Genomic DNA, 21,701 nt, shown 5'->3' on the forward strand with positions numbered 1-21,701 from the left:
ATTGTTATAGAAATATTAAATTTTATAAAATTGTGGGAAAAATAAATTTTTAGTACTATAATTTAATTACATAGTTTATTTATATTTATTTGGATAAGATTATTTGCTACGCAAAGAATAATCTTATTTTTTTGCAAAAAAGAAGACAACCCAGAATTATCTAGATTGCCTCCTATTACGTATTTATAATATTGGGGGAATATTATGAGGAATACATTTATATTATTGGCAGGAAAAAAAATCTTATACACTTTTCTAAAAAATTTCTAAAAAATTTTCAAAGCACTTAAATCACTATTTCTTGATAGTTATAATAAAATAAATTCTCTTGTTATAAATAAAGTTATGGGTATAATATATAGAGCACATGTATAAATAAAACATACAAAAAAATATACAAAGTGCAAGAAAAAACATGTTAAAAGAATGACGTTTTGTTGGTAAAACAACATATATTTAGTATTTATTGGGCTATAATAAATTTATAATAACAAGTCGAAATATAATATATTTTCGATCTGCCAGACTATTTATTTAAAACGTATTTATTTTAAAAATTCAAATTGTGGGAGGATGTTTATTATGGGATTCAAATCAGATATTGAAATAGCTCAAGAAGCTAAACCTCAAGATATTAGAGAAATAGCTAAAAAATTAGGATTAACAGAAGACGATTTAGAGTTATATGGTAAATATAAAGCTAAAATTGACTACAACTTACTTAAAAAAGATAATGGTAAAAAGAAAGCTAAATTAATATTAACTACAGCTATCAACCCAACTCCAGCAGGAGAAGGTAAAACTACTACTACTATAGGTGTGGCTGACGGTTTACAAAAACTAGGTAAAAACGTATTAGTTGCGTTGAGAGAACCTTCTCTAGGACCAGTATTCGGTATCAAAGGTGGGGCAGCAGGTGGAGGATATGCACAAGTTGTTCCAATGGAAGATATAAACTTACACTTTACAGGTGACTTCCATGCAATAGGAGCTGCAAACAACTTACTAGCTGCAATGGTAGACAACCACATACACCAAGGAAATGAACTTAGAATAGATCCTAAGAGAATAACTTGGAGAAGATGCGTAGACATGAATGATAGACAGTTAAGAAATATCGTTGATGGTTTAGGTAAAAAAGGTGATGGGGCTGTAAGACAAGATGGATTTGACATAACAGTTGCATCAGAAATAATGGCAGCATTCTGTTTAGCTGACGATATAGCTGATTTAAAAGTAAGATTAGGTAGAATAATAGTTGGATACAGCTATGATGGAGAACCAGTAACAGCTAAACAATTAAAAGCTAATGGAGCAATGGCAGCATTATTAAAAGATGCATTAAAACCAAACTTAGTACAAACATTAGAAGGAACTCCAGCATTTGTTCATGGTGGACCATTCGCTAATATAGCACATGGTTGTAACTCAGTTATAGCAACAAGAATGGCTATGCACTTTGCAGACTATGTAGTAACTGAAGGTGGATTCGGTGCTGACTTAGGTGCTGAAAAATTCTTAGACATTAAATGTAGAATGGCTAACTTAAAACCTGATGCAGTTATAATAGTTGCAACAGTTAGAGCATTAAAATACAATGGTGGCGTAGCCAAAACTGACTTAAACGCGGAAAACTTAGAAGCGTTAGAAAAAGGTATACCAAACTTATTAAAACACGTTGAAAATATAACTCAAGTTTATAAATTACCAGCAGTAGTAGCTATAAACGAATTCCCAACTGATACAGAAGCTGAAGTTGAATTAGTTAGAAAGAAATGCCAAGAATTAGGCGTTAACGTTGCTTTATCTCAAGTATGGGCTAAAGGTGGCGAAGGTGGTATAGAATTAGCTAAAGAAGTTATAAGATTATGTGATGAACCAAATGACTTCCAATTCTGCTACCCAGACGAATACTCATTAAAAGAAAAAATAAATGCAATAGCAACTAAGATATATGGAGCTGACGGTGTAGATTATACTCCAGAAGCAGAAAAAGAATTAGCTAACTTAGAAAAAATAGGCTTTGGTAAAGTTCCTGTTTGTATGGCTAAAACTCAATATTCATTAACTGACGACCAAACTAAATTAGGTAGACCAACTGGATTTAGAATAACAGTTAGACAAGTTACAATATCTGCAGGTGCAGGATTTGTAGTTGCATTAACTGGTGAAATAATGAAGATGCCAGGTCTTCCAAAAGTTCCAGCAGCAGAAAAAATCGATGTTGATGAAAATGGAGTAATATCTGGATTATTCTAGGTAGTAATTTAATATATATATCAGTGTGTAAATGTATTATAATATTTATACATAGTGACAAAAGGATTTAATCAAGAGAATAGTGTGCTAATGCACACTATTCTCGGTAAAACCTAAAATTAGAAGGAGATATATAAATGGAAAAAATAGCTGAAAAAAGTTGTATAGGTTTTGTAGATGTGCTAGCATCTAAAGCCCCAGTTCCAGGCGGTGGTGGAGCTGCTGCATTAGTTGGAGCTATAGGTATGGCTTTAGGTAGCATGGTTTGCAATTTAACAACAGGAAAGAAAAAATATGCACAATATGAAGAAGATATACAAGCTATATTAGGAAAAGCTAAAATATTACAAGATCAATTATTAGATATGATTGATAAAGATGCTGAAGGATTTTTCCCACTTTCTCAAGCTTACGGTTTACCAGCTAATACTGATGAAGAAAAAGCTGCTAAAGAAGTAGAATTAGAAAGATGCTTAAAACTTGCATGCGAGGTTCCTTTCAAAATAGTTGAGCTTTGCAATGAAAGTATAAAATTACATGAAGAATTAGTCGATAAAGGTTCAAGACTTGCTATAAGTGATGTAGGTTGTGGTGTTCAAGCTCTAAGAGGAGCTATATTATCTGCTCAACTTAATGTAATAATAAATGTAGGTTTAATGAAAGATAAAGAATACGCTAAAGCTTTAGATGAAAAATGTGAAGCATTAGTTAAAGAAGGCGTAGAAATATGCGACGCAGTATATGATAAAGTAATTGCTGCAATGAGATAAGAAATCAAATATTGATACTCAATTTAAAATAACTTTAAAAAATTAAAAGTTAAGAAAAGAAATATAGAACAAATAAAAAGATAAAAATAAGTTATAAAACCCAAAAATAATGTAAATTAAATAAAAATAAAAAATTATCTATAATGAATAATTAATATATTCATTTGAATAATTTTTTAACAAAAAACTATGATTATACACAAAACTTTATACAATATTTGCCACAGAAGTATATAATTATAGTATATAAATATACATAAACCAAATAAAATTTAGAAATTAGGGGGCGTTAAAAAATGGGACAAATAATAAAAGGTAAACCAGTTGGAGATGCGTTAAGTGACCAATTAAAAGTAGAATGCGAAGCATTAGTTAAAGAAGGAATTCAACCAAAATTAGCAATATTAAGAGTAGGTGCAAAACCTAACGATCTTTCTTATGAAAAAGGTGCTTTAAAGAAATGTGAAACTATAGGTATTCAAACAGAAGTTACTGAACTTCCAGAAGGAACAACTCAAGATGAATATATAGCAGCACTAGAAAAATTAAATAAAGATACATCAGTTAATGGTATATTAACATTTAGACCATTACCAGAAGGTATAGATGAAAATGTTATAAAAAATATTATAGCAGCAGAAAAAGACGTAGACTGTTTCAGTCCTTTAAATACAGCTAAACTTATGGAAGGTGACAAAACAGGATTTCCACCATGCACACCAACAGCAGTTGTAGAAATATTAAAACATTACAATGTGCCACTAAGTGGAGCTAATGTAGTTGTATTAGGTAGATCTATGGTAGTAGGTAAACCAGCTGCAATGTTATTATTAGCAGAAAATGCAACAGTTACAATTTGTCATTCAAGAACTAAAGATTTACCAGCTGTTTGCGCTGAAGCAGATGTTTTAGTAGCAGGTGTTGGTAGAGCTAGAATGGTTAAAGCTGACTACGTTAAAGAAGGTGCAGTAGTTATAGACGTTGGTATAAATGCTAAACCAGAAGGTGGCGGAATTTGTGGTGACGTTGATACAGATGATGTAGTAGAAAAAGCATCTATGGTAACTCCAGTTCCAGCAGGTGTTGGTTCTGTTACTACTTCAATTCTTGCTAAACATGTTATAAAAGCTTGTAAACAACAAAATAACAAATAATTTTCTATAGATTTTTAGAATTCAAATTGGGGGGAAAATCGTATGGTAATTTCTGAAAGAAAACCAATGGAAGAAATATTAGGATTTTTAAAAGGATGCGAAAAAGTAATCCTTGTTGGCTGTGGTCAATGTGCTTCAGCATGTAAAGTTGGTGGAGCTCCTGAAATAGAAGAAATGACAGCTTTATTAGAAGCTGAGGGGAAAACTGTTTTAGGTAGCGTACTGCCAGACTCTACGTGTAACTTACTTTTAAATAAAAAAGAATTAAAATCTGTTAAAGAAGAATTAAAACAAGCAGATGCTGTATTATCTCTTGCATGTGGAGATGGTACTCAAACTATAATGAAAAACACTAAAAAACAAAATATACCTGTTTATCCAGCAAACAACACTATGTTTATAGGTGAAGTTGAAAGAGTTGGTAAATTTGAAGAAGCTTGTAAAGCTTGTGGAGAATGTGAACTTGGATGGACTGGAGGTATATGCCCAGTAACTATGTGTGCTAAAGGCTTAGTAAATGGTGCTTGTGGTGGAGCTAAAAATGGTAAATGTGAAGTTAGCCCTGACAATGACTGTGCATGGGTATTAATTTACGAAAGACTTAAAGATTTAGGTCAATTAGACAACTTAAAAGAAGTTAGACCACCTAAAGATTATTCTAAACAACTTAATCCAAGACGTTTAGATGCTAATAAGAAAGCAAGCGCAGAAGCTTAAAACAAAGGTTATTATTAAAGGGGGATTTTTTAGATGAGTAAGTTAAGAGAAGCATTCGAAAAAGGTGAATTTGCAATAACAGCTGAAATGGCACCTCCAAAAGGAACTGATTTATCACATTTAGCAGAATGTGCAAAATTAGTTATTGGGAGAGTACATGCAGCTAATGTTACAGACAATCAATCTGCTGTAATGAGAACTTCATCTCTTGCTACATGTAAAATGTTAAAAGATTTAGGATTAGAGCCAGTTATACAAATGACAGGTAGAGACAGAAATAGAATTGCTATAGAAAGTGAAATGCTTTCTGCAGGATTCTTTGGAATAGATAATTTATTAGCTTTAACAGGGGACCATGTCTGTGTAGGTGACCACAAACAAGCTAAACCAGTATTTGACTTAGATGCTGTTAGTATATTATCAACAGCAACTATGATGAATAATGGTACAGATAGTACAGGATTAGAATTAAAAGGTAAAACAGACTTCTTCTTAGGAGCTTGTGTTACTCCAGAATATGATCCAATAGAAGTACAATTATTAAAAATGGAAAAGAAAATAAAAGCTGGAGCTAGATTTTTCCAAACTCAAGCCGTTTATGATATAGAACATATGAGAAAATTTAGAGAATTAACTAAAGATATGGACTGTAAAGTAATGGCTGGTATAGTTCCGCTTAAGTCACCAGGAATGGCAAGATTTATGACTGCTAATGTTCCAGGTATATTCGTTCCAGATGATCAAATCGAAAGATTAAAAGCTGCTGGTAAAGGTAATTATGTTGCAGAAGGTATAAAAATGGCAGGTGAATTCATCAGACAATTAAAAGAAGAAAATCTTTGTGATGGTGTTCACATAATGGCTATAGGTGCAGAAGAAAATGTACCACTAATATTAGACGCTGCAGGTTTATAGGATATATCTGTTTAAACAGAATAATTTTAAGGGGTATTCTCTAAAAATATTACATAGAATGTTAAAATTCTAGATAATAAGAGAAAAATCTAAAAATATTTGTAAAAATTTAACAGAAAAACAAGCTAAATGGGTCTATATTAGCTATAATATAAATAGATATATATTATATCTATATAGACCTTAATAATAAATAATAAAACTATAAAACATACAAGGTAAATGGGGGAAATAACAAATGAAAGTAGCAGTAATAGGAGGAGGCCCAGGTGGATATGTAGCCGCTCTAAAAGCAGCTATGCTTGGTGCTGAAGTAACTGTAATTGAAAAAAACAAATTAGGCGGTACTTGTTTAAATGTAGGTTGTATACCAACAAAAGCTTTATTAGCTTCTGCTGATGTTTTTAGAACTGTGAAAGAAGCTAAGAACTTCGGAATCGAAGTTGAAGGCGATGTTAAACCTAATTTTGATGCTATAATAGCAAGAAAACAAAAAGTAACAGATGAGTTAGTAGCTGGAATCCAATTCTTATTTGACAAAAGAGGAGTTAAAAAAATAGATGGATTCGGTAAATTAGTAGACAAAAATACTATAGAAGTTACTAAAGCAGATGGTACTGTAGAAACAGTTGTAGCTGATAAAATTATATTAGCTAATGGTTCTATCCCAACTGTATTCCCAGGCATGCCTTACAATGGTAAAAATGTAATAACTTCTGATGAAGTTTTAAGCTTACCAAAACAACCAGAATCATTAATCATAGTAGGTGGAGGAGTTATAGGTAGTGAAATAGGACAATTCTTCGCTACAATAGGAACAAAAGTAACTATAGTTGAAATGGCTCCACAAATACTAGGAAGAATGGACTCAGAAGCAGCAAAAAGCTTAACTAGACAATTCAAAAAAGATAAAATCAAAGTTATGACAGGTGTAGGAGCAGACAACTACATTGTAAATGACGATTCAGTTAAAATAGAATTAAATAATGGAAAATCAGTAGAAGCTGAAATGGTATTACTTTGCGTAGGTAGAAGACCTAACTTAGCTAACTCAGGTGTTGAAGAAGTTGGTATAGAAATGGCACCAAGAGGATTTATAAAAGTTAATGAATACCTAGAAACAAGTGTTGAAGGTGTATACGCAATAGGGGATATAATACCAGGAGCAATGCTTGCTCACGTTGCATCTGCTGAAGGTATGGTAGCAGCTGAAAATGCTGTTAAAGGTAACAGCGAAACAGTTAACTATAAAGCTATACCAAGCTGTGTATATACTGAACCAGAAGTATCTGGTGTTGGTGTAACAGAAGACGAATTAAAAGCTAACGGTACACCATATAACGTTGGTAGATTCGAATTTAGAAGCTTAGGTAAAGCAAAAGCAATAGGTAAATTACAAGGATTTATAAAAGTAATGGCCGACGAAAATGACACTATAATAGGTGCTTCTTTAGTTGGACCTCATGTAACTGACCTATTAACAGAATTATCTTTAGCTGTAGGTTTAGGATTAAAAGCTAAAGATGTAGGTAAAGTAATACATGCTCATCCAAGTTTATCAGAAGGCTTAATGGAAGCTATACATGATATACATGGAGAATGTGTACATGCTATACCAAAAAAATAATTTGAAAACACAGAGTTTGACATAATTTGATAAAAAGCTCTGTTGTGATAACACTTAGCTTAAGGGGGATATCATAAGATGACTTATAACATTGCTGTAGCCGGCAAAGGCGGAGTTGGTAAAACTAGTCTAACAGGGCTTTTAATTGACACATTAGTAAAACAAAAAAAGGATCCAATTCTAGTAGTTGATGCAGATGCAAACTGCAATCTGTATGAAGTATTAGGAACAGAGGAGCCAGAAACAATTGGACATATTAGAGAAGTAGCTAATATGACTGAAAAAAATGGGGATTCATTTCCAGGGGGAATGACTAAAGCTCAATTCCTACAATGGCAATTAAGCATGATCTTAGAAGAAGGCGATGGATACGACATGCTAGTTATGGGTAGATCAGAAGGGGAAGGTTGCTATTGTTTCGTAAATGGAATATTAAAACAACAAGTTCAAAAAATTTCAGATCACTATAAATATGTAATCACTGATAATGAAGCAGGTATGGAACATATAAGTAGAAAACTTACAAAACATGTTGATACTCTTATATTAGTTAGTGATTGTGCAAAACGTAGTATTCAAGCTGTTGCAAGAATTAGAGATTTAGCAGAAGAAATGAATTTAAGCGTTGGAAAAATCGGCTTAATCGTTAACAAAGCTCCAAATGGAGAATTAAGTAATGGTGTTAAAGAAGAGATTGAAAAATATGGCTTAGATTTATTTGGAGTAGTTCCTTCAGATGAATTAATATATGAATATGATTCAGAAGGTATACCACTAGTAAAATTACCTGATGATTCAAAATCTAGGGTAGCACTAGAAAAAATAATAGAAACCCTAGATTTACCTTAATTTTTAAGGGGCACACATTATAAATTAAAATAGGCTTAAGGGGGAAAAAGATATGGCATTTAAAATGTCTACTCAAAAAGTTACTGGAACAGTTAATGTAGTAGAAATAGGTACAGGAGATAAAGCTATAAAATTAGGAGGAGAACAAGTTCTACCTTTCTATAGCTTTGATGGAGAAACAGGAAATGCGCCAGTTGTTGGTGCAGAAATATCAGATATCCAACCTGAAGAATGGATAGAATGTTATTCTAAAATATATGGAGACGTTTGGGCAGATCCTGCTAAATGGGCTAAATATGTTGAAGATAACACAGAAGCAGATTTCATATGCTTAAGATTAAATGGAGCTTCTCCAGATGGAGCTGATAAATCTCCAGAAGAATGTGCAGAAGTAGCAAAAGCTGTTGCTGATGCTATAACTTTACCATTAGTAGTTGCTGGATGTGGTAACGCAGAAAAAGACGGTAAAGTCTTTGATAAAGTTTCTGCTGCATTAGAAGGAAAAAATATATTAGTAATGTCAGCTGTAGAAGAAAACTACAAAGCAGTTGGTGCTGCGGCTGGTATGGCCTATGGTCAAAAAGTTGCTGCAGAATCTGCAGTTGATATAAACTTAGCTAAACAAATGAATGTATTACTTACTCAATTAGGCGTTAAACAAGAAAATATAGTTATGAATGTTGGTTGTTCAGCAGTTGGTTATGGTTATGAATATGTTGCATCTACTATGGATAGAGTTAGATTAGCAGCTTTTAACCAAAATGATAAAGCATTACAAATACCAATAATAACTCCAGTTTCATTCGAAGTTGGTCACGTTAAAGAAGCAATAGCTACTGAAGCTGACGTACCAGAATGGGGAGATAATGAAGCTAGAACAATAGGTATGGAAGTATCTACAGCTGCAAGTGTACTTGTTGGTGGATCAAATGCAGTAATACTTCGTCATCCAGAATCAATGAAAACTATAAAAGGTTTAATAAGCGCTTTAGCGTAATAGAATTATTTGTAAGGTTAGGGGGAAATAATAATGGCATTAAAAGCATTAGATATATTTAAATTAACACCAAAGAAAAACTGTAAGGAATGTGGATTCCCAACTTGTATGGCTTTCTCTATGAAAGTTGCAAGTGGGGCTGTAGAAGTTTCTGCTTGTCCTAAAATGGCTCCAGAAGCATTAGCTAAATTAGCTGCAGCTACTGCACCTCCAATGAAAACTTTAAAAGTTGGTGCTGGAGAAAGTGAATATGAGCTAGGTGGAGAAACAGTTTTATTCAGACATGAAAAAACTTTAGTAAACAGAAATAGATTTGCTGTTAAATTCTGTGATTGCATGGATGAAGCTACAGTAGATGCTAAAATAGAAGGAATGAAAGTTGTTCATTATGAAAGAATAGGCGAAATAATGAAACCTGAATTCGCTTATGTTAAATACAATGACAATAAAGATAACTTCTTAGCTATAATCAACAAAATAAAAGATAGCGGTATCGAATGTGCATATGTATTAGAAGTTGCAGATGCTGATGTCGCTAAAGAAGCTGTTGCTGCATTAGCTGGATTAAAACCAGTAGTAATAGGAGCAAATAAAGATAACTTTGCTGCTATGGTAGATGTAGTTAAAGCTGACAGTTTAGCTTTAGGTGTACAAGGAGCTAACTTAGAAGAATTATATACTACAGTACAAGCTATAGAAGCTGCTGATTACAAAGAATTAATAATAGATGTAACAGGAGAAACTATAAAAGATACTTATATAAATGCTGTACAAGTTAGAAGAATAGCATTAAAAGAAGGAGATAGAAGTTTTGGTTATCCATCATTCGTAAACGTAGCTAAATTAGCTAACGGAGATGCTAACTTAGAAATAGCTTTATCTTCAATATTTACTATTAAATACGGAACTATATTAGCTGTAGAAGATATGACTTATGCTAAAGCATTACCACTATATGCATTAAGACAAAATATCTTCACTGACCCTCAAAAACCAATGAGAGTAGAAGCTAAAGTTTATCCATTAAATAACCCAGACAAAAATTCTCCAGTATTATGTTCAGTTGACTTCGCGTTAACATACTTCACAATTACTGGTGATATAGAAGCATCTAAAGTACCTTGCTGGTTAATGATACCAGATGCTGGTGGATATTCAGTTCTTACAGCTTGGTCTGCAGGTAAATTCGGTGGATCTGTTATAGGTGCATTTGCTAAAGAATGTAATATAGAACAATATACTGATTGCAGAGATATAGTTATACCAGGTAAATTAGCAGTTATAAAACCTGACGTAGCTGATAATATGCCAGGATGGAATGTAATCATAGGGCCATTAGAATCTATGGAACTTCCAAAATTCTTAAAAGAATATGCTGCTAATCACTAATATATATTAGTAATGAGTTGATTAATTAATATAAAAAAGCTTATTAAATTTAAACATTAATAATTATAGATAGAGACTTGAGGTTTTCCTTAAGCCTCTAAGATAATATAAAAATTCTAAGGGGGATATTAAGTATGGAAAAATTTATGATCATAGGGGAAAGAATACACTGTATAGCACCACCAATAAGAAAAGCTATAGCAGAAAGAGATCCTGAACCAATATTAAAAAGAGCAATAGAACAATTAGATGCAGGAGCTCATGTTATAGACTTCAACATAGGGCCAGCTGAAAGAGATGGAGCTGAAATAATGACTTGGGGTGTTCAATTATTACAATCTGAATTAAATAATGTACCTCTTGCATTAGATACAGCAAATGTTGCTGCATTAGAAGCTGGACTTAAAGTTTATGATAGAACTCATGGTAAACCAATTATAAACTCTGCAGATGCAGGTGGAAGAAAACACTTAATGGAATTAGCAGGTGAATATGATGCAGCTATAATAGCATTATGTGCTAAAGAAGGTATTCCAGCTGATAATGATCAACGTATGGGATATTGTACTGAATTAATTGAAGCTGCTGCTATGGCTGGTATAGACCCAGAAACAGATGTTTATTTTGACCCACTTTGCTTAGTTATAAAAGGTATGCAAGATAAACAAATGGATGTTTTAGATGCTATCAGACAAATGACTGAAATGGGATTAAAAACTACGGGTGGTTTATCAAATGTATCTAATGGTTGTCCAAAACATATAAGACCAATATTAGATAGTAACTGGTTAGCAATGGCAATGGCTAACGGATTTTCTTCAGCAATAGTTAACCCATTAGATGAGTTATTAATGCAAACTATGAAATCTTGCGATATTATAAGAAATGCTTCTTTATACGCTGATTCATACTTAGAAGTTAAAGAATTAGGATTTGAATACAAATAAAAACTATAAATAAATAAAACTCTCGGTCAAGCTTTATAAAAGCTTGACTTGTGAATATATTTAAAGGGGGAAGTAGAGTGAATTTATATAACATAATTTATACAGGTGCTAATCAAGCATATGATGCTGCAAGCCAAGCTTTAACAGCTGTAGTAGCAGAAAAAGGTAAAGACCATCCAGTAGCATTCCCAGATACTGCATATGCAATCCCATGTATATATGCTGCAACTGGATTAAAAGCTACAACTTTAGCAGATTTAGAAACAGCTTTAGGTGTTGCTAAATCATTAATAGTAGAAAAACCATTATTAGAAACTGCTTTAAATGCAGGTTTAGCTACTGCAGTTTGTGCAGAAATAATAGAAGCTATAAAATACGTAAATAGTGATGCTCCATACGAAGCTCCTTGTGCAGGACATATAGTTGACCCTATAATAAGATCTCTAGGTGTTCCACTTGTTACAGGAGATATACCTGGTGTTGCAGTTGTTCTTGGTGAATGCCCAGATTCTGAAACATTAGGAAAAATAGTTAAAAAATATCAAGCTGCTGGTATCATGACTTTCTTAGTTGGTAAAGTTATAGACCAAGCTATAGAAGCAGACGTTAAAATGGGTGTAGACCTACGTGTTATCGCTTTAGGATATGATGTAACTTCAGTTATCCACGTTGTTTCTGTTGCTATAAGAGCTGCTTTAATATTCGGTGCTGTTAAACCAGGTGACTTAAATGCATTATTAGCATATACAGCAGAAAGAGTTCCTGCATTTGTTAATGCATTCGGACCACTTAGTGAATTAATAGTTGCTTGCGGTGCTGGTGCAATCGCCCTTGGATTCCCAGTAATAACTGACCAAGTTGTTACAGAAGTTCCATGTAACTTATTAACTCAAAGAGATTATGATAAATTTGTTGATACTTCATTAGAAGCTAGACATATAAAAATAAAAATAACTGAAATACCAATTCCAGTTGGATTTGCAGCTTCATTCGAAGGTGAAAGAATCAGAAAAGCTGAAATGGCTTACGAATTTGGTGGAAACAAAACTACTGCTTGGGAATTAGTTAAATCATATGATTTAGGTGAAGTAGAAGACCATAAAATAGAAGTAATAGGACCTGAAATAGATCCAGAAGCTGCTAAAGATGGTGTTGTAAGATTACCACTTGCAATAATCGTTCAAGTTGCTGGTAGAGCAATGCAAGATGACTTCGAACCAGTTCTAGAAAGAAGATTCCACTACTTTATGAACTATACTGAAGGTTTAATGCACGTTGGACAAAGAGACCAAGCTTGGGTAAGAATATCTAAAGACGACGTTGCAAAAGGATTCCAATTAAAACACATAGGTGAAGTTATGTACGCTATGATGAAAGACGAATTCGATGCAGTTGTAGATAAATGTGCTATAACAATAATAACTGATGAAAAAGTAGTTGAAGAAAGAAAACATGAAGCTATAGAAAGATATAATGCTAGAGATGACAGATTAGAACAATTAACTGACGAAGCAGTTGATGATTTCTATTCTTGCAACATGTGCCAAGCATTCGCTCCAGCACACGTTTGTATAGTAACTCCAGAAAGACTTGGATTATGTGGTGCAGTTTCTTGGTTAGATGCTAAAGCTACTAAAGAACTTAACCCAACAGGACCATGTCAACCAATAGAAAAAGGTCCATGTCTAGATGAAAAGAAAGGTATCTGGCAATCAATGTCTGATGCAGTTTGTGAAATATCTCAAGGTGCAGTAGAAAATGTAACATTATACTCTATAATGGAAGACCCTATGACTTCTTGTGGATGTTTCGAATGTATATGCGGTATAATGCCTGAAGCTAATGGATTAGTTATAGTAAACAGAGAATATGCTGGTACTACTCCAGTTGGTATGACATTTGGTGAATTAGCATCTATGACAGGTGGTGGAGTTCAAACTCCAGGATTCATGGGTCATGGTAGACATTTCATATCTTCTAAAAAATTCGCATATACTGAAGGTGGACCAGAAAGAATAGTATGGATGCCTAAAGAATTAAAAGATGCTGTTGGAGAAAAATTAAATAAAACAGTTAAAGAAATGGCTGGTATAGATAACTTTACTGACTATATCTGTGACGAAACAATAGCAGTTGATTCTGAAGAAGTTTGTGCTTTCTTAGCAGAAAAAGGACACCCAGCATTAGAAATGGATTTCATAATGGGAGAATAATTTTCCAGAAATTAAGAAAATACGATTAGGGGGAAAATAAAAATGGAAATACTAAACGATAGAAAATACAGTCCAAAACATACTTGGGCAAAATTAGATGGAGAATATGCTTATATAGGAGTAACTGACTTTGCTCAAGATCAACTTGGTGAAGTTCTATACGTAGACGTACCAGAAGTTGAAGATGAATTAACTAAAGACTCTGATTTTGGAGTAATAGAATCTTCAAAAGTTGCTTCTGAATTAATAGCACCTATATCTGGTGAAGTTGTAGAAGTAAATGATGAAAAATTAGAAGACGAACCAGAATTCGTTAATGAAGCTCCATATGATGCTTGGATTTGTAAAATAAAAGTAGCTGATATGGCTGAATATGAAGCATTATTAACAGCTGAACAATACGAAGCTACTTTAGCTGAATAGTATTTGAACCCGCTTATTTCAGATTAAAATAAAAGTATAGTGAAGGTGAGTAAATTCACTTTTACTATACTTTTTTAAAAAAGATAGGGGATAATTATATCTGATAAAATTTAATATAAATTTAGGTTTTCTTAATCGAAATTAATAGGGAAAAAGGTGAGAATCCTTTACAGTTCCCGCTACTGTAATATAGACGAAACCAAAAGGCCACTGTATTTTACGGGAAGGCCGGAAGTAGGATGAAATTAAGTCAGGAGACCTGCCTAAATTAAACGTGATTTACCTCGGGAGATAGGATAACTTCACAACATTATTTAGGCTAGGTTCAAATTAAAAAATACTATAAATAAGATAAATTTAAGTATTTTTAGAACTTAATATAAATATGTTTGAATTAAAAAGTCTTCATGGAGAAGGCTTTTTTTAATTTCCAACATATTAACTTAAGCAACGGACGAAGTCGTTGGCGACATGAACGTAGTGAATTTTAACTTAAGCAACGGACGAAGTCGTTGGCGCCATGAGCGAAGCGAATTTTTAATTCTGGGAATGACTAAATTTGGTAAAATAATAACGATGTTTTTAACTTATTATATGTCGAATATGATAAAATAATAGTAAGAGTTTATTTATAATTTTGGGGGAGGATAAATTATGGCGAAAGTTGTTTTTAGACCATCAGGCAAAACAATAGAATGTGAGATAGGGGATAACTTATTAGAAGTTGCAAGAAGAGCAGATGTTTATATAGAAGCTCCATGTAATGGTAGTAAAAGTTGTGGAAAATGTAAGGTAAAATTATTAACAGGGGAAGTTAATCAAGAAGTATCATCTCACTTAAGTGATGAAGATAGAGAAAATGGATTTATCTTAGCATGCTGCACAACAATAATATCAGATATAGAAGTTCTTACAAACTCTTCTTTAGATATGGCTATGAGAGGAATGAAAGTTGAAGGCGGAGATAAAGCTAAGGACAAAGTATTATTTGATAAAGCTGTAGAAATAGCAGAAAAACACAACATAACTTTAGAAAATAATATAAAGAAAACTTGTATAACTCTTGATGAACCAACATTAGACGACAATATAAGTGATGTTGATAGATTAGAAAGACATATAAGTATGAACTTTGGTGGAAAACAAATGACATACGATATAGAAGTTCTAAAGAAAATGCCAAAAGCATTTAGAAAAAATAACTTTGAAATAACTATTACATATAGAGATTTTGATGATAGATTAGAAATAATAGATGTTGAACCAGGAAATACAGAAGGTAAATTATATGGTTTAGCAATAGATATAGGTACTACTTCTGTTGTTGTATGTTTAGTAAACTTAATCACAAATGAAGTAGTAGAAAAAGGTGCATCAGGAAATGGACAACTTCAATTTGGTGCAGACGTTATAAACAGAATAGTTTATGCAATAAAGAAAAACAACATAGAAAAAGCTAAAGCAGCTGTAGTTGATGATACTTTAAATATGTTGATAAACGAATTAGTAAAATCATCAGGTGTTAAAAGAAATAATATAGTAAGCGTTGTTGCATCAGGAAATACAACAATGTCTACTTTATTCTTAGGAATATTCCCTGATTATTTAAGATTAGAACCATTCATCCCACCATTTTTTAAATCACCAAAATTAAATGCAAAAGAAGTTGGGTTAGATATAAATCCAAGTGCAAGTGTTTATTTATCACCAAATGTAGCTAGTTATGTTGGTGGAGATATCACATCAGGTGTACTTGCGTCTGGTATTTGGGCTAATGAAGAGAATGTTCTATTTATAGACTTAGGGACTAATGGTGAAATAGTATTTGGTAACCAAGATTTTATGATGAGTTGTGCATGCTCAGCAGGTCCAGCATTTGAAGGTGGAGGAATTAGTTGTGGTATGAGAGCATCTGCAGGAGCAGTAGATGGTGTAGATATAGACCCAGAAACTCTAGTTCCAAAATTAAATACTATAGATAATGAACCAGCGATTGGTATATGTGGTTCAGGTATAATCGATTTAATTTGTGAAATGCTTAAGAAAAATATAATCGACAGAAGAGGAAAAATACACAGAGATTTAAATAATGAAAGAATAAGATTTGATGAAAATGATATTGGTGAATATGTACTAGCATTTGCTAAAGATAACGACCATCTACAAGACGATTTATTTATAACAGAAGTAGATATAGATAACTTTATAAGAACTAAAGGTGCTATATATTCTGGAGCAGCAACATTAGTAGAAAGTTTAGGTATGGATTTTGACTGTGTAGATAAAGTTTATATAGCAGGTGGTATAGGAAACCACTTAAATATTGAAAACTCAGTATTTATAGGATTACTTCCAGATATAGATAGAGATAAGTTCCAATACATAGGAAACAGTTCACTTATAGGATCTTATCTAACATTATTAAGTGATGAAGCTAAAGCTAAATTAGAAGAAATATCAGATGTAATGACATATGTTGAATTAAGCGTATACCCAACATATATGGATGAATTTATATCTTGTTGTTTCTTACCTCATACAAATATAGATGCGTTCCCAAGTGTAAAAGCTATATTAGAAGGGTAATTTAGTGATAACAAAATAGAATTGAAATAAAATACAATATTTGGATATTGTGTTTGACTTTGGATAAATAACAGTGCTATACTTAAGGTATATGAATATTGTGTAACGAAATCATGAAGGTTTCTATAAGTATAGCAGTACTATAGAAATCTTTTTTGATTTTTTTTAGAAATCGCTTTAAAGTATTTATAGGAGGGTGATTTAAAATGTGTGAATCTTCAGCATTTGTATTAGGGAAAAATAATGAATTAACAAGAGTTATGGAAAACGTAGTTAACGTAAATCCTGTTAATGGAAAGGTATATCTAACTGATTTATTGGGAGAAGAAAAAATATTAGATGGATATATAAAAGAAATAAAATTAATGGATCATAAAATCATATTGGCTCAAGATTAATAATATAATATTATCTTAGCTTAAAAAAGATTAGATGAGGTATAGCACATGGTAATAGCAGTAATAGATGGAATGGGTGGGGGAATAGGAGCCCAAATAATATTATCTTTAAGAGAAGAATTACCAACATATATTGATATATATGCTTTAGGCACAAATTCAATTGCAACTAGTGCAATGATGAAATCCCATGCCAATAAAGGAGCAACAGGGGAAAATGCTATAGTAGTATCATCCAAAAAGGCAAGCGTAATAGTTGCACCAATCGCAGTAACAATGCCTAATACTATGATGGGTGAAGTTACTAGCAAAATTAGTGAAGCTATATGTGATAGTGAAGCTCTAAAAATATTACTACCTATAATGCCAGAGAATTTTTCTTTAGTAGGGGTAGAAAATAAACCACTATCTTTATTAATAAAAGATACAATAAAAGTCATAAAGAAAGAATTTAATATAAAGTAATTGGAGGACAAAGAAATGATATTTAACAGAGACATAATAAGACAACATCATGGAGATAACTGTGGATGTGGAGGACATGATCACGGACATTCACACGGACACGAAGCAGCTCACACTCACAGTCATGGGGATGACTGCGGATGCGGGCATGACCACGGACATAGCCACGAAGAAGAACATGCACATGCACACGGAGACGATTGTGGATGCGGACATGACCATGATGATCACGGACATAGCCATGGAGATGACTGCGGGTGTGGTGGACATGACCACGCAACAGTAGTAGAAAATAAAGACGAAAAAACTTTAAATATACTATTAGTTCACTGGGTAAACCACAACCAATCTCACGAAGAATCATTCCAAGAATGGGTAGAAAAAGCTAAAGCTATGGGTAAAACAGAAACAGCTACTTGCATAGAAAAAGCTATAGAATATATGAATAAAGCTAACGAAATGTTAATGGAAGCTAAGAAAAGTATGTAATTGAGCATAAGAAGTAATACAAGTTATTTGTATTACTTCTTTTTTATATTTCAAAATATAGGGGGGAGAAAATGAAACAATCACCACATAAATATCTGAAAGATGGGCATATACATACACCATACTGTCCTCATGGGACAGATGATTCATTTGAAGAATATGTGCAAAAAGCTATACAAGTTGGGGTGGATGAAATATCATTTACAGAGCATTTTCCACTACCAGAAGGATTTGAAGACCCAGCCCCGGCCAAAGATAGCTCTATAGAAGCAGATAAAATGGAAAGCTATATAAATGATGTAAAAAAAATAAAAGAAAAATATAAAGACCAAATAAAAATCAACATCGGCGCAGAAGTAGATTATATAGAAGGGTTTGAAGAAGAAATAAAAAACAACTTAAATAAATACGGTGAGTATTTGGAAGATAGCATTTTATCTGTGCATATGATAAAAATAGAAGATAAGTACTATTGTATGGACTTTAGTTGTGAGGAATTCGAAAAAATAGTAAACTTGCTCGGTTCAGTAGAATCAGTATATAACCTTTACTATGAAACACTTATAAAAGCTATTAATTCGGACTTAGGGAAATATAAACCTAAAAGAATTGGACATCTAAACTTAGTAAGAAAATACAACAAGAAATTCCAATATGATTACTCAAATAATAAAAAATTAAAAGAACTAGTTAAACTAATATCAGATAGAGGATATGAACTCGATTATAACATAGCGGGATTATTCAAAAAAGATTGTGGTGAAACTTATATAAGTGGATATCTCGAAGAATTGATTAAACAATATAATATAAAATTAGTTTTAGGTTCAGACTCACATAGCGCAAAGTATATAGATAAATATGAAGAACTTAATGAACATATCTAATAGATTTTGCATATCTTAAATATGAATTAGTTTTGATTCAAATGCTTCTCTGGATGCTGCTTAGGGGAGAGGGCCGTTCAGAGAGGCAAGATTTATTTTTTGAAAGAATTAAAATAATAAATAAAATAAAAATAAATTATTGACTACTGTAAAAAAATAGTATATACTGTGTATATAGAAATGGAGAAGTACTCAAGTGGCTCAAGAGGATCCCCTGCTAAGGGATTAGGCTGGGTTAACCGGTGCGAGGGTTCGAATCCCTCCTTCTCCGCCAGTAAGCTCTGATGATTTCATCAGAGCTTTTTTTGCGTTTTATTTATAAAGTATTAAAATTCAGAATTTATCAACTAAATCTTACTATAAAAAAACAAATAAAAAAAATTAAAAGATAATGAAATTTATTCTATACAATTCTGATAAAAAATATTATAATATTCTTTGTCAGAAAAAATTAGAATAATATACATTATTTATAAATAATGTATAAATATAAAATCGGGGAGGGAAAAAATTGGAGGAAGAAGTAATAGACTTAAGGGAGTATCTTTCTATTATTAAGAAAAAATGGTTTATAATGGCGATATTATGCGTTGTATGTGTAGCAGCAAGCACAGTATACAGTTTCTTTATAGCAAAACCAGTATATCAAGCAGAAACTACATTAATTGTAAAAACAGAAAAGACTGAAGGTACAAATAGTTTATCAAACGACCAGGTAATGGTAAGTCAAAAATTAGCATTAACATATGGTGAAATAATAAAATCAAGAAAAGTTTTAGACGAGGTTATAAAAAACTTAGACTTAAAAGAATCAAATGGAAGTTTAGCAAGTAAAATATCAGTTTCAACAGTAACAGACACACAAATTATAAAAGTATCAGTTCAAGATACAAATAAGTCTAATGCAGCAAAAATAGCAAATGAAATACCAAAAGTATTTGCTAAGGAAGCTATAAGAATAGCTGATGCAAACGGTGTAGAAGTTATAGACAAAGCTCAAACACCAGTAAATCCAGTTTCACCAAATAAAAAAATGAACATCTTAATAGCAGGTGTGCTAGGTGTAATGATAGGATTATTTATTATATTTATAATAGAATTCCTAAATACAAAAATAAAGACACCGCAAGATATAGAAAAGGAATTGGGACTTCCTTTACTAGGTGTAATACCAGAAGAATTATAAAAATAAATACATAGGGAGATAATATGGGAAAAATAACGAGTTTAGAAAAACCACAATCAAACATATCAGAAGCATATCGAACTATAAGAACGGGGATAGAATTCTCTAATTTAGATAAAAATTTAAAAGTAATTTGTGTAACGAGCTCTAAAAAAGACGAGGGAAAAACAACTGTTTTATGCAATTTAGGAGTAAACTTTGCAAAAATAGACAAAAAAGTTCTTTTAATAGATGGGGATTTAAGAAATCCAACAGTTAACAAATTATTTGATACAAAAAATGCACAAGGCCTAATGGATATATTATTAGGACGAAAAAATATTGAAGAATGTATAAAGAAAACTACACAGGAAAACTTATACGTTTTAACAGGAGGAACAATACCTCCAAATCCTGCAGAAGTTTTATCTTCAAAAAAAATGAGCCAGTTTATAGAGTCTATAAAAGATGATTATGATTATATATTTATAGACACTCCACCAGTTGGGATAGTGAGTGATGCATCTATAATATCTTCATATTCAGATGGAGTTATATTTGTAGTAGGCTCTGAAGAAGTAGATTCAAATTTAGCAAAAGTGGCAAAAGAAAGACTAGATAGTGTAAATTCAAATATACTAGGCGTTATTCTTAACAAATATAAAACAGAGACAAATAGCGAATATTATAATTATTACTATCATAGCCAAGAAGAAAAGAAAAAGAAGAGAAAAAGAAAATAATTTTTGTTTATAGAGAGGGGGAGTATTAATGGAAAAAACAATCTCTAAAAACAAAAATACAGATTTAAATGAGATTTTAGAGAGGGAATCCAATTTATATCTTTTTATAAAAAGGAGCATAGATATCATATGCTCTTTAGCTGGGATAATAGTATTATCACCAATATTTTTAATAGTATCCATTCTTATAAAAATAGAAGATCCAAAGGGAAGAATAATTTTCTGTCAGGAGAGAAATGGCCAACATCCAAAAACTTTTAAAATGTATAAGTTTAGAAGTATGGTTCACAATGCCGAAGAATTATTAAAACATTTACAAGAACAAAATGAACAAACAGGTCCAGCATTTAAGATGACTGATGACCCTAGGATAACAAAGGTAGGCAAATTTATAAGAAAGACTAGCTTAGATGAATTACCGCAATTATTTAATGTTTTAAAAGGAGATATGAGCTTAGTCGGACCGAGACCACCAATTCCTAGAGAAGTTGAGCAATATAATTCATATCAAAAACAAAGACTTCTTGTTAAACCAGGACTTACTTGTATATGGCAAGTCAGCGGAAGAAATAATATCGGTTTTGATGAATGGGTAGAGATGGATTTAGAATATATAAAAAATAGAAATTTATTATTAGATATAAAATTGATTTTAAAGACAGTTAAAGTACTGTTTGGAGACAGTAATGCATCTTAGGGAGTGTAAGT

21 protein-coding genes, 1 tRNA gene and 1 riboswitch are annotated in these 21,701 nt (G+C 32.1%); all 22 genes read left to right on the forward strand.

Translation table 11 applies throughout. The annotated features are described in order from the left end of the window. Positions 1–582: 582 nt before the first annotated feature. Positions 583–2,259, forward strand: coding sequence for a formate--tetrahydrofolate ligase (locus RDX53_RS06120; RefSeq protein ID WP_307993852.1), 1,677 nt, complete (start codon positions 583–585; stop codon positions 2,257–2,259). A 137-nt stretch (positions 2,260–2,396) separates the two neighbouring features. Then, on the forward strand, positions 2,397–3,029 hold the full coding sequence (locus RDX53_RS06125; RefSeq protein ID WP_295572008.1) for a cyclodeaminase/cyclohydrolase family protein: 633 nt from the start codon (positions 2,397–2,399) through the stop codon (positions 3,027–3,029). A 296-nt stretch (positions 3,030–3,325) separates the two neighbouring features. Further along, entirely contained in the window at positions 3,326–4,183 is an 858-nt protein-coding gene (locus tag RDX53_RS06130; protein ID WP_295572006.1) for a bifunctional 5,10-methylenetetrahydrofolate dehydrogenase/5,10-methenyltetrahydrofolate cyclohydrolase, read from the forward strand. A 42-nt stretch (positions 4,184–4,225) separates the two neighbouring features. Further along, the gene (locus tag RDX53_RS06135) at positions 4,226–4,900 is read left to right on the forward strand and encodes a methylenetetrahydrofolate reductase C-terminal domain-containing protein (RefSeq protein ID WP_195929114.1); all 675 of its coding nucleotides are present in this window, start codon (positions 4,226–4,228) and stop codon (positions 4,898–4,900) included. 33 nt (positions 4,901–4,933) lie between these two features. Then, positions 4,934–5,815, forward strand: a complete 882-nt coding sequence (locus RDX53_RS06140; protein WP_195929116.1) for a methylenetetrahydrofolate reductase — start codon at positions 4,934–4,936, stop codon at positions 5,813–5,815. A gap of 238 nt (positions 5,816–6,053) precedes the next feature. Continuing rightward, positions 6,054–7,442, forward strand: a complete 1,389-nt coding sequence (gene lpdA, locus RDX53_RS06145) for a dihydrolipoyl dehydrogenase (RefSeq protein ID WP_295572003.1) — start codon at positions 6,054–6,056, stop codon at positions 7,440–7,442. Positions 7,443–7,520: 78 nt separating this feature from the next. After that, positions 7,521–8,291 (forward strand): AAA family ATPase, encoded by a 771-nt coding sequence (locus RDX53_RS06150; RefSeq protein WP_195929120.1) that lies wholly within the window; start codon positions 7,521–7,523, stop codon positions 8,289–8,291. A 52-nt stretch (positions 8,292–8,343) separates the two neighbouring features. Continuing rightward, positions 8,344–9,288, forward strand: coding sequence for an acetyl-CoA decarbonylase/synthase complex subunit delta (gene acsD, locus RDX53_RS06155; protein WP_195929122.1), 945 nt, complete (start codon positions 8,344–8,346; stop codon positions 9,286–9,288). A gap of 33 nt (positions 9,289–9,321) precedes the next feature. Beyond that, entirely contained in the window at positions 9,322–10,677 is a 1,356-nt protein-coding gene (acsC, locus tag RDX53_RS06160) for an acetyl-CoA decarbonylase/synthase complex subunit gamma (protein ID WP_295572000.1), read from the forward strand. Positions 10,678–10,811: 134 nt separating this feature from the next. Continuing rightward, positions 10,812–11,624 (forward strand): carbon monoxide dehydrogenase/acetyl-CoA synthase methytransferase subunit, encoded by an 813-nt coding sequence (gene acsE / locus RDX53_RS06165; protein ID WP_195929125.1) that lies wholly within the window; start codon positions 10,812–10,814, stop codon positions 11,622–11,624. Positions 11,625–11,701: 77 nt separating this feature from the next. After that, on the forward strand, positions 11,702–13,837 hold the full coding sequence (gene acsB, locus RDX53_RS06170) for an acetyl-CoA decarbonylase/synthase complex subunit alpha/beta (RefSeq protein ID WP_295675269.1): 2,136 nt from the start codon (positions 11,702–11,704) through the stop codon (positions 13,835–13,837). A gap of 42 nt (positions 13,838–13,879) precedes the next feature. Then, positions 13,880–14,260: a glycine cleavage system protein GcvH gene (gcvH, locus tag RDX53_RS06175; RefSeq protein ID WP_195929129.1), complete on the forward strand. Its 381-nt coding sequence runs from the start codon at positions 13,880–13,882 to the stop codon at positions 14,258–14,260. Positions 14,261–14,366: 106 nt separating this feature from the next. After that, positions 14,367–14,542, forward strand: a riboswitch (cobalamin riboswitch). Between the two features lie 189 nt (positions 14,543–14,731). Then, the gene (locus tag RDX53_RS06180; RefSeq protein WP_295571996.1) at positions 14,732–14,875 is read left to right on the forward strand and encodes a hypothetical protein; all 144 of its coding nucleotides are present in this window, start codon (positions 14,732–14,734) and stop codon (positions 14,873–14,875) included. 39 nt (positions 14,876–14,914) lie between these two features. Further along, on the forward strand, positions 14,915–16,846 hold the full coding sequence (acsV, locus tag RDX53_RS06185; RefSeq protein ID WP_307993853.1) for a corrinoid activation/regeneration protein AcsV: 1,932 nt from the start codon (positions 14,915–14,917) through the stop codon (positions 16,844–16,846). 206 nt (positions 16,847–17,052) lie between these two features. Beyond that, complete coding sequence (locus RDX53_RS06190; protein WP_195929133.1) at positions 17,053–17,244, forward strand: CooT family nickel-binding protein; 192 nt, start codon at positions 17,053–17,055, stop codon at positions 17,242–17,244. A gap of 48 nt (positions 17,245–17,292) precedes the next feature. Then, entirely contained in the window at positions 17,293–17,709 is a 417-nt protein-coding gene (locus RDX53_RS06195) for a DUF3842 family protein (protein WP_195929135.1), read from the forward strand. Positions 17,710–17,724: 15 nt separating this feature from the next. Continuing rightward, positions 17,725–18,198 carry a zinc transporter gene (locus RDX53_RS06200; RefSeq protein WP_295675272.1) on the forward strand — a complete coding sequence of 158 codons (474 nt, stop codon included), beginning with the start codon at positions 17,725–17,727 and terminating at the stop codon, positions 18,196–18,198. A gap of 71 nt (positions 18,199–18,269) precedes the next feature. Then, entirely contained in the window at positions 18,270–19,085 is an 816-nt protein-coding gene (hisJ, locus tag RDX53_RS06205; RefSeq protein ID WP_331606875.1) for a histidinol-phosphatase HisJ, read from the forward strand. A 182-nt stretch (positions 19,086–19,267) separates the two neighbouring features. Beyond that, positions 19,268–19,359: transfer RNA gene (locus tag RDX53_RS06210), tRNA-Ser, on the forward strand. A 237-nt stretch (positions 19,360–19,596) separates the two neighbouring features. After that, on the forward strand, positions 19,597–20,271 hold the full coding sequence (locus RDX53_RS06215; RefSeq protein ID WP_307993854.1) for a Wzz/FepE/Etk N-terminal domain-containing protein: 675 nt from the start codon (positions 19,597–19,599) through the stop codon (positions 20,269–20,271). Positions 20,272–20,294: 23 nt separating this feature from the next. Further along, a complete protein-coding gene (locus RDX53_RS06220) occupies positions 20,295–20,993 on the forward strand; it encodes a CpsD/CapB family tyrosine-protein kinase (RefSeq protein WP_195929141.1) in 699 nt (232 codons plus the stop codon). Between the two features lie 28 nt (positions 20,994–21,021). Then, a complete protein-coding gene (locus RDX53_RS06225) occupies positions 21,022–21,690 on the forward strand; it encodes a sugar transferase (RefSeq protein ID WP_307993855.1) in 669 nt (222 codons plus the stop codon). Positions 21,691–21,701: the final 11 nt, after the last annotated feature.

Source organism: uncultured Intestinibacter sp. (genome assembly GCF_902468165.1).
Lineage (GTDB): Bacteria > Bacillota > Clostridia > Peptostreptococcales > Peptostreptococcaceae > Intestinibacter.

Bases quoted from the DNA above. Each gene is read 5' to 3' on its own strand.
- RDX53_RS06125 (WP_295572008.1), top strand. From the start codon at position 2,397: ATGGAAAAAATAGCTGAAAAAAGTTGTATAGGTTTTGTAGATGTGCTA.
- RDX53_RS06135 (WP_195929114.1), top strand. From the start codon at position 4,226: ATGGTAATTTCTGAAAGAAAACCAATGGAAGAAATATTAGGATTTTTA.
- RDX53_RS06180 (WP_295571996.1), top strand. From the start codon at position 14,732: ATGAACGTAGTGAATTTTAACTTAAGCAACGGACGAAGTCGTTGGCGC.
- RDX53_RS06140 (WP_195929116.1), top strand. From the start codon at position 4,934: ATGAGTAAGTTAAGAGAAGCATTCGAAAAAGGTGAATTTGCAATAACA.
- RDX53_RS06220 (WP_195929141.1), top strand. From the start codon at position 20,295: ATGGGAAAAATAACGAGTTTAGAAAAACCACAATCAAACATATCAGAA.
- hisJ (WP_331606875.1), top strand. From the start codon at position 18,270: ATGAAACAATCACCACATAAATATCTGAAAGATGGGCATATACATACA.
- acsC (WP_295572000.1), top strand. From the start codon at position 9,322: ATGGCATTAAAAGCATTAGATATATTTAAATTAACACCAAAGAAAAAC.
- acsV (WP_307993853.1), top strand. From the start codon at position 14,915: ATGGCGAAAGTTGTTTTTAGACCATCAGGCAAAACAATAGAATGTGAG.
- RDX53_RS06190 (WP_195929133.1), top strand. From the start codon at position 17,053: ATGTGTGAATCTTCAGCATTTGTATTAGGGAAAAATAATGAATTAACA.
- RDX53_RS06195 (WP_195929135.1), top strand. From the start codon at position 17,293: ATGGTAATAGCAGTAATAGATGGAATGGGTGGGGGAATAGGAGCCCAA.
- RDX53_RS06120 (WP_307993852.1), top strand. From the start codon at position 583: ATGGGATTCAAATCAGATATTGAAATAGCTCAAGAAGCTAAACCTCAA.
- RDX53_RS06225 (WP_307993855.1), top strand. From the start codon at position 21,022: ATGGAAAAAACAATCTCTAAAAACAAAAATACAGATTTAAATGAGATT.
- gcvH (WP_195929129.1), top strand. From the start codon at position 13,880: ATGGAAATACTAAACGATAGAAAATACAGTCCAAAACATACTTGGGCA.
- acsE (WP_195929125.1), top strand. From the start codon at position 10,812: ATGGAAAAATTTATGATCATAGGGGAAAGAATACACTGTATAGCACCA.
- RDX53_RS06150 (WP_195929120.1), top strand. From the start codon at position 7,521: ATGACTTATAACATTGCTGTAGCCGGCAAAGGCGGAGTTGGTAAAACT.
- lpdA (WP_295572003.1), top strand. From the start codon at position 6,054: ATGAAAGTAGCAGTAATAGGAGGAGGCCCAGGTGGATATGTAGCCGCT.
- RDX53_RS06130 (WP_295572006.1), top strand. From the start codon at position 3,326: ATGGGACAAATAATAAAAGGTAAACCAGTTGGAGATGCGTTAAGTGAC.
- acsD (WP_195929122.1), top strand. From the start codon at position 8,344: ATGGCATTTAAAATGTCTACTCAAAAAGTTACTGGAACAGTTAATGTA.
- RDX53_RS06200 (WP_295675272.1), top strand. From the start codon at position 17,725: ATGATATTTAACAGAGACATAATAAGACAACATCATGGAGATAACTGT.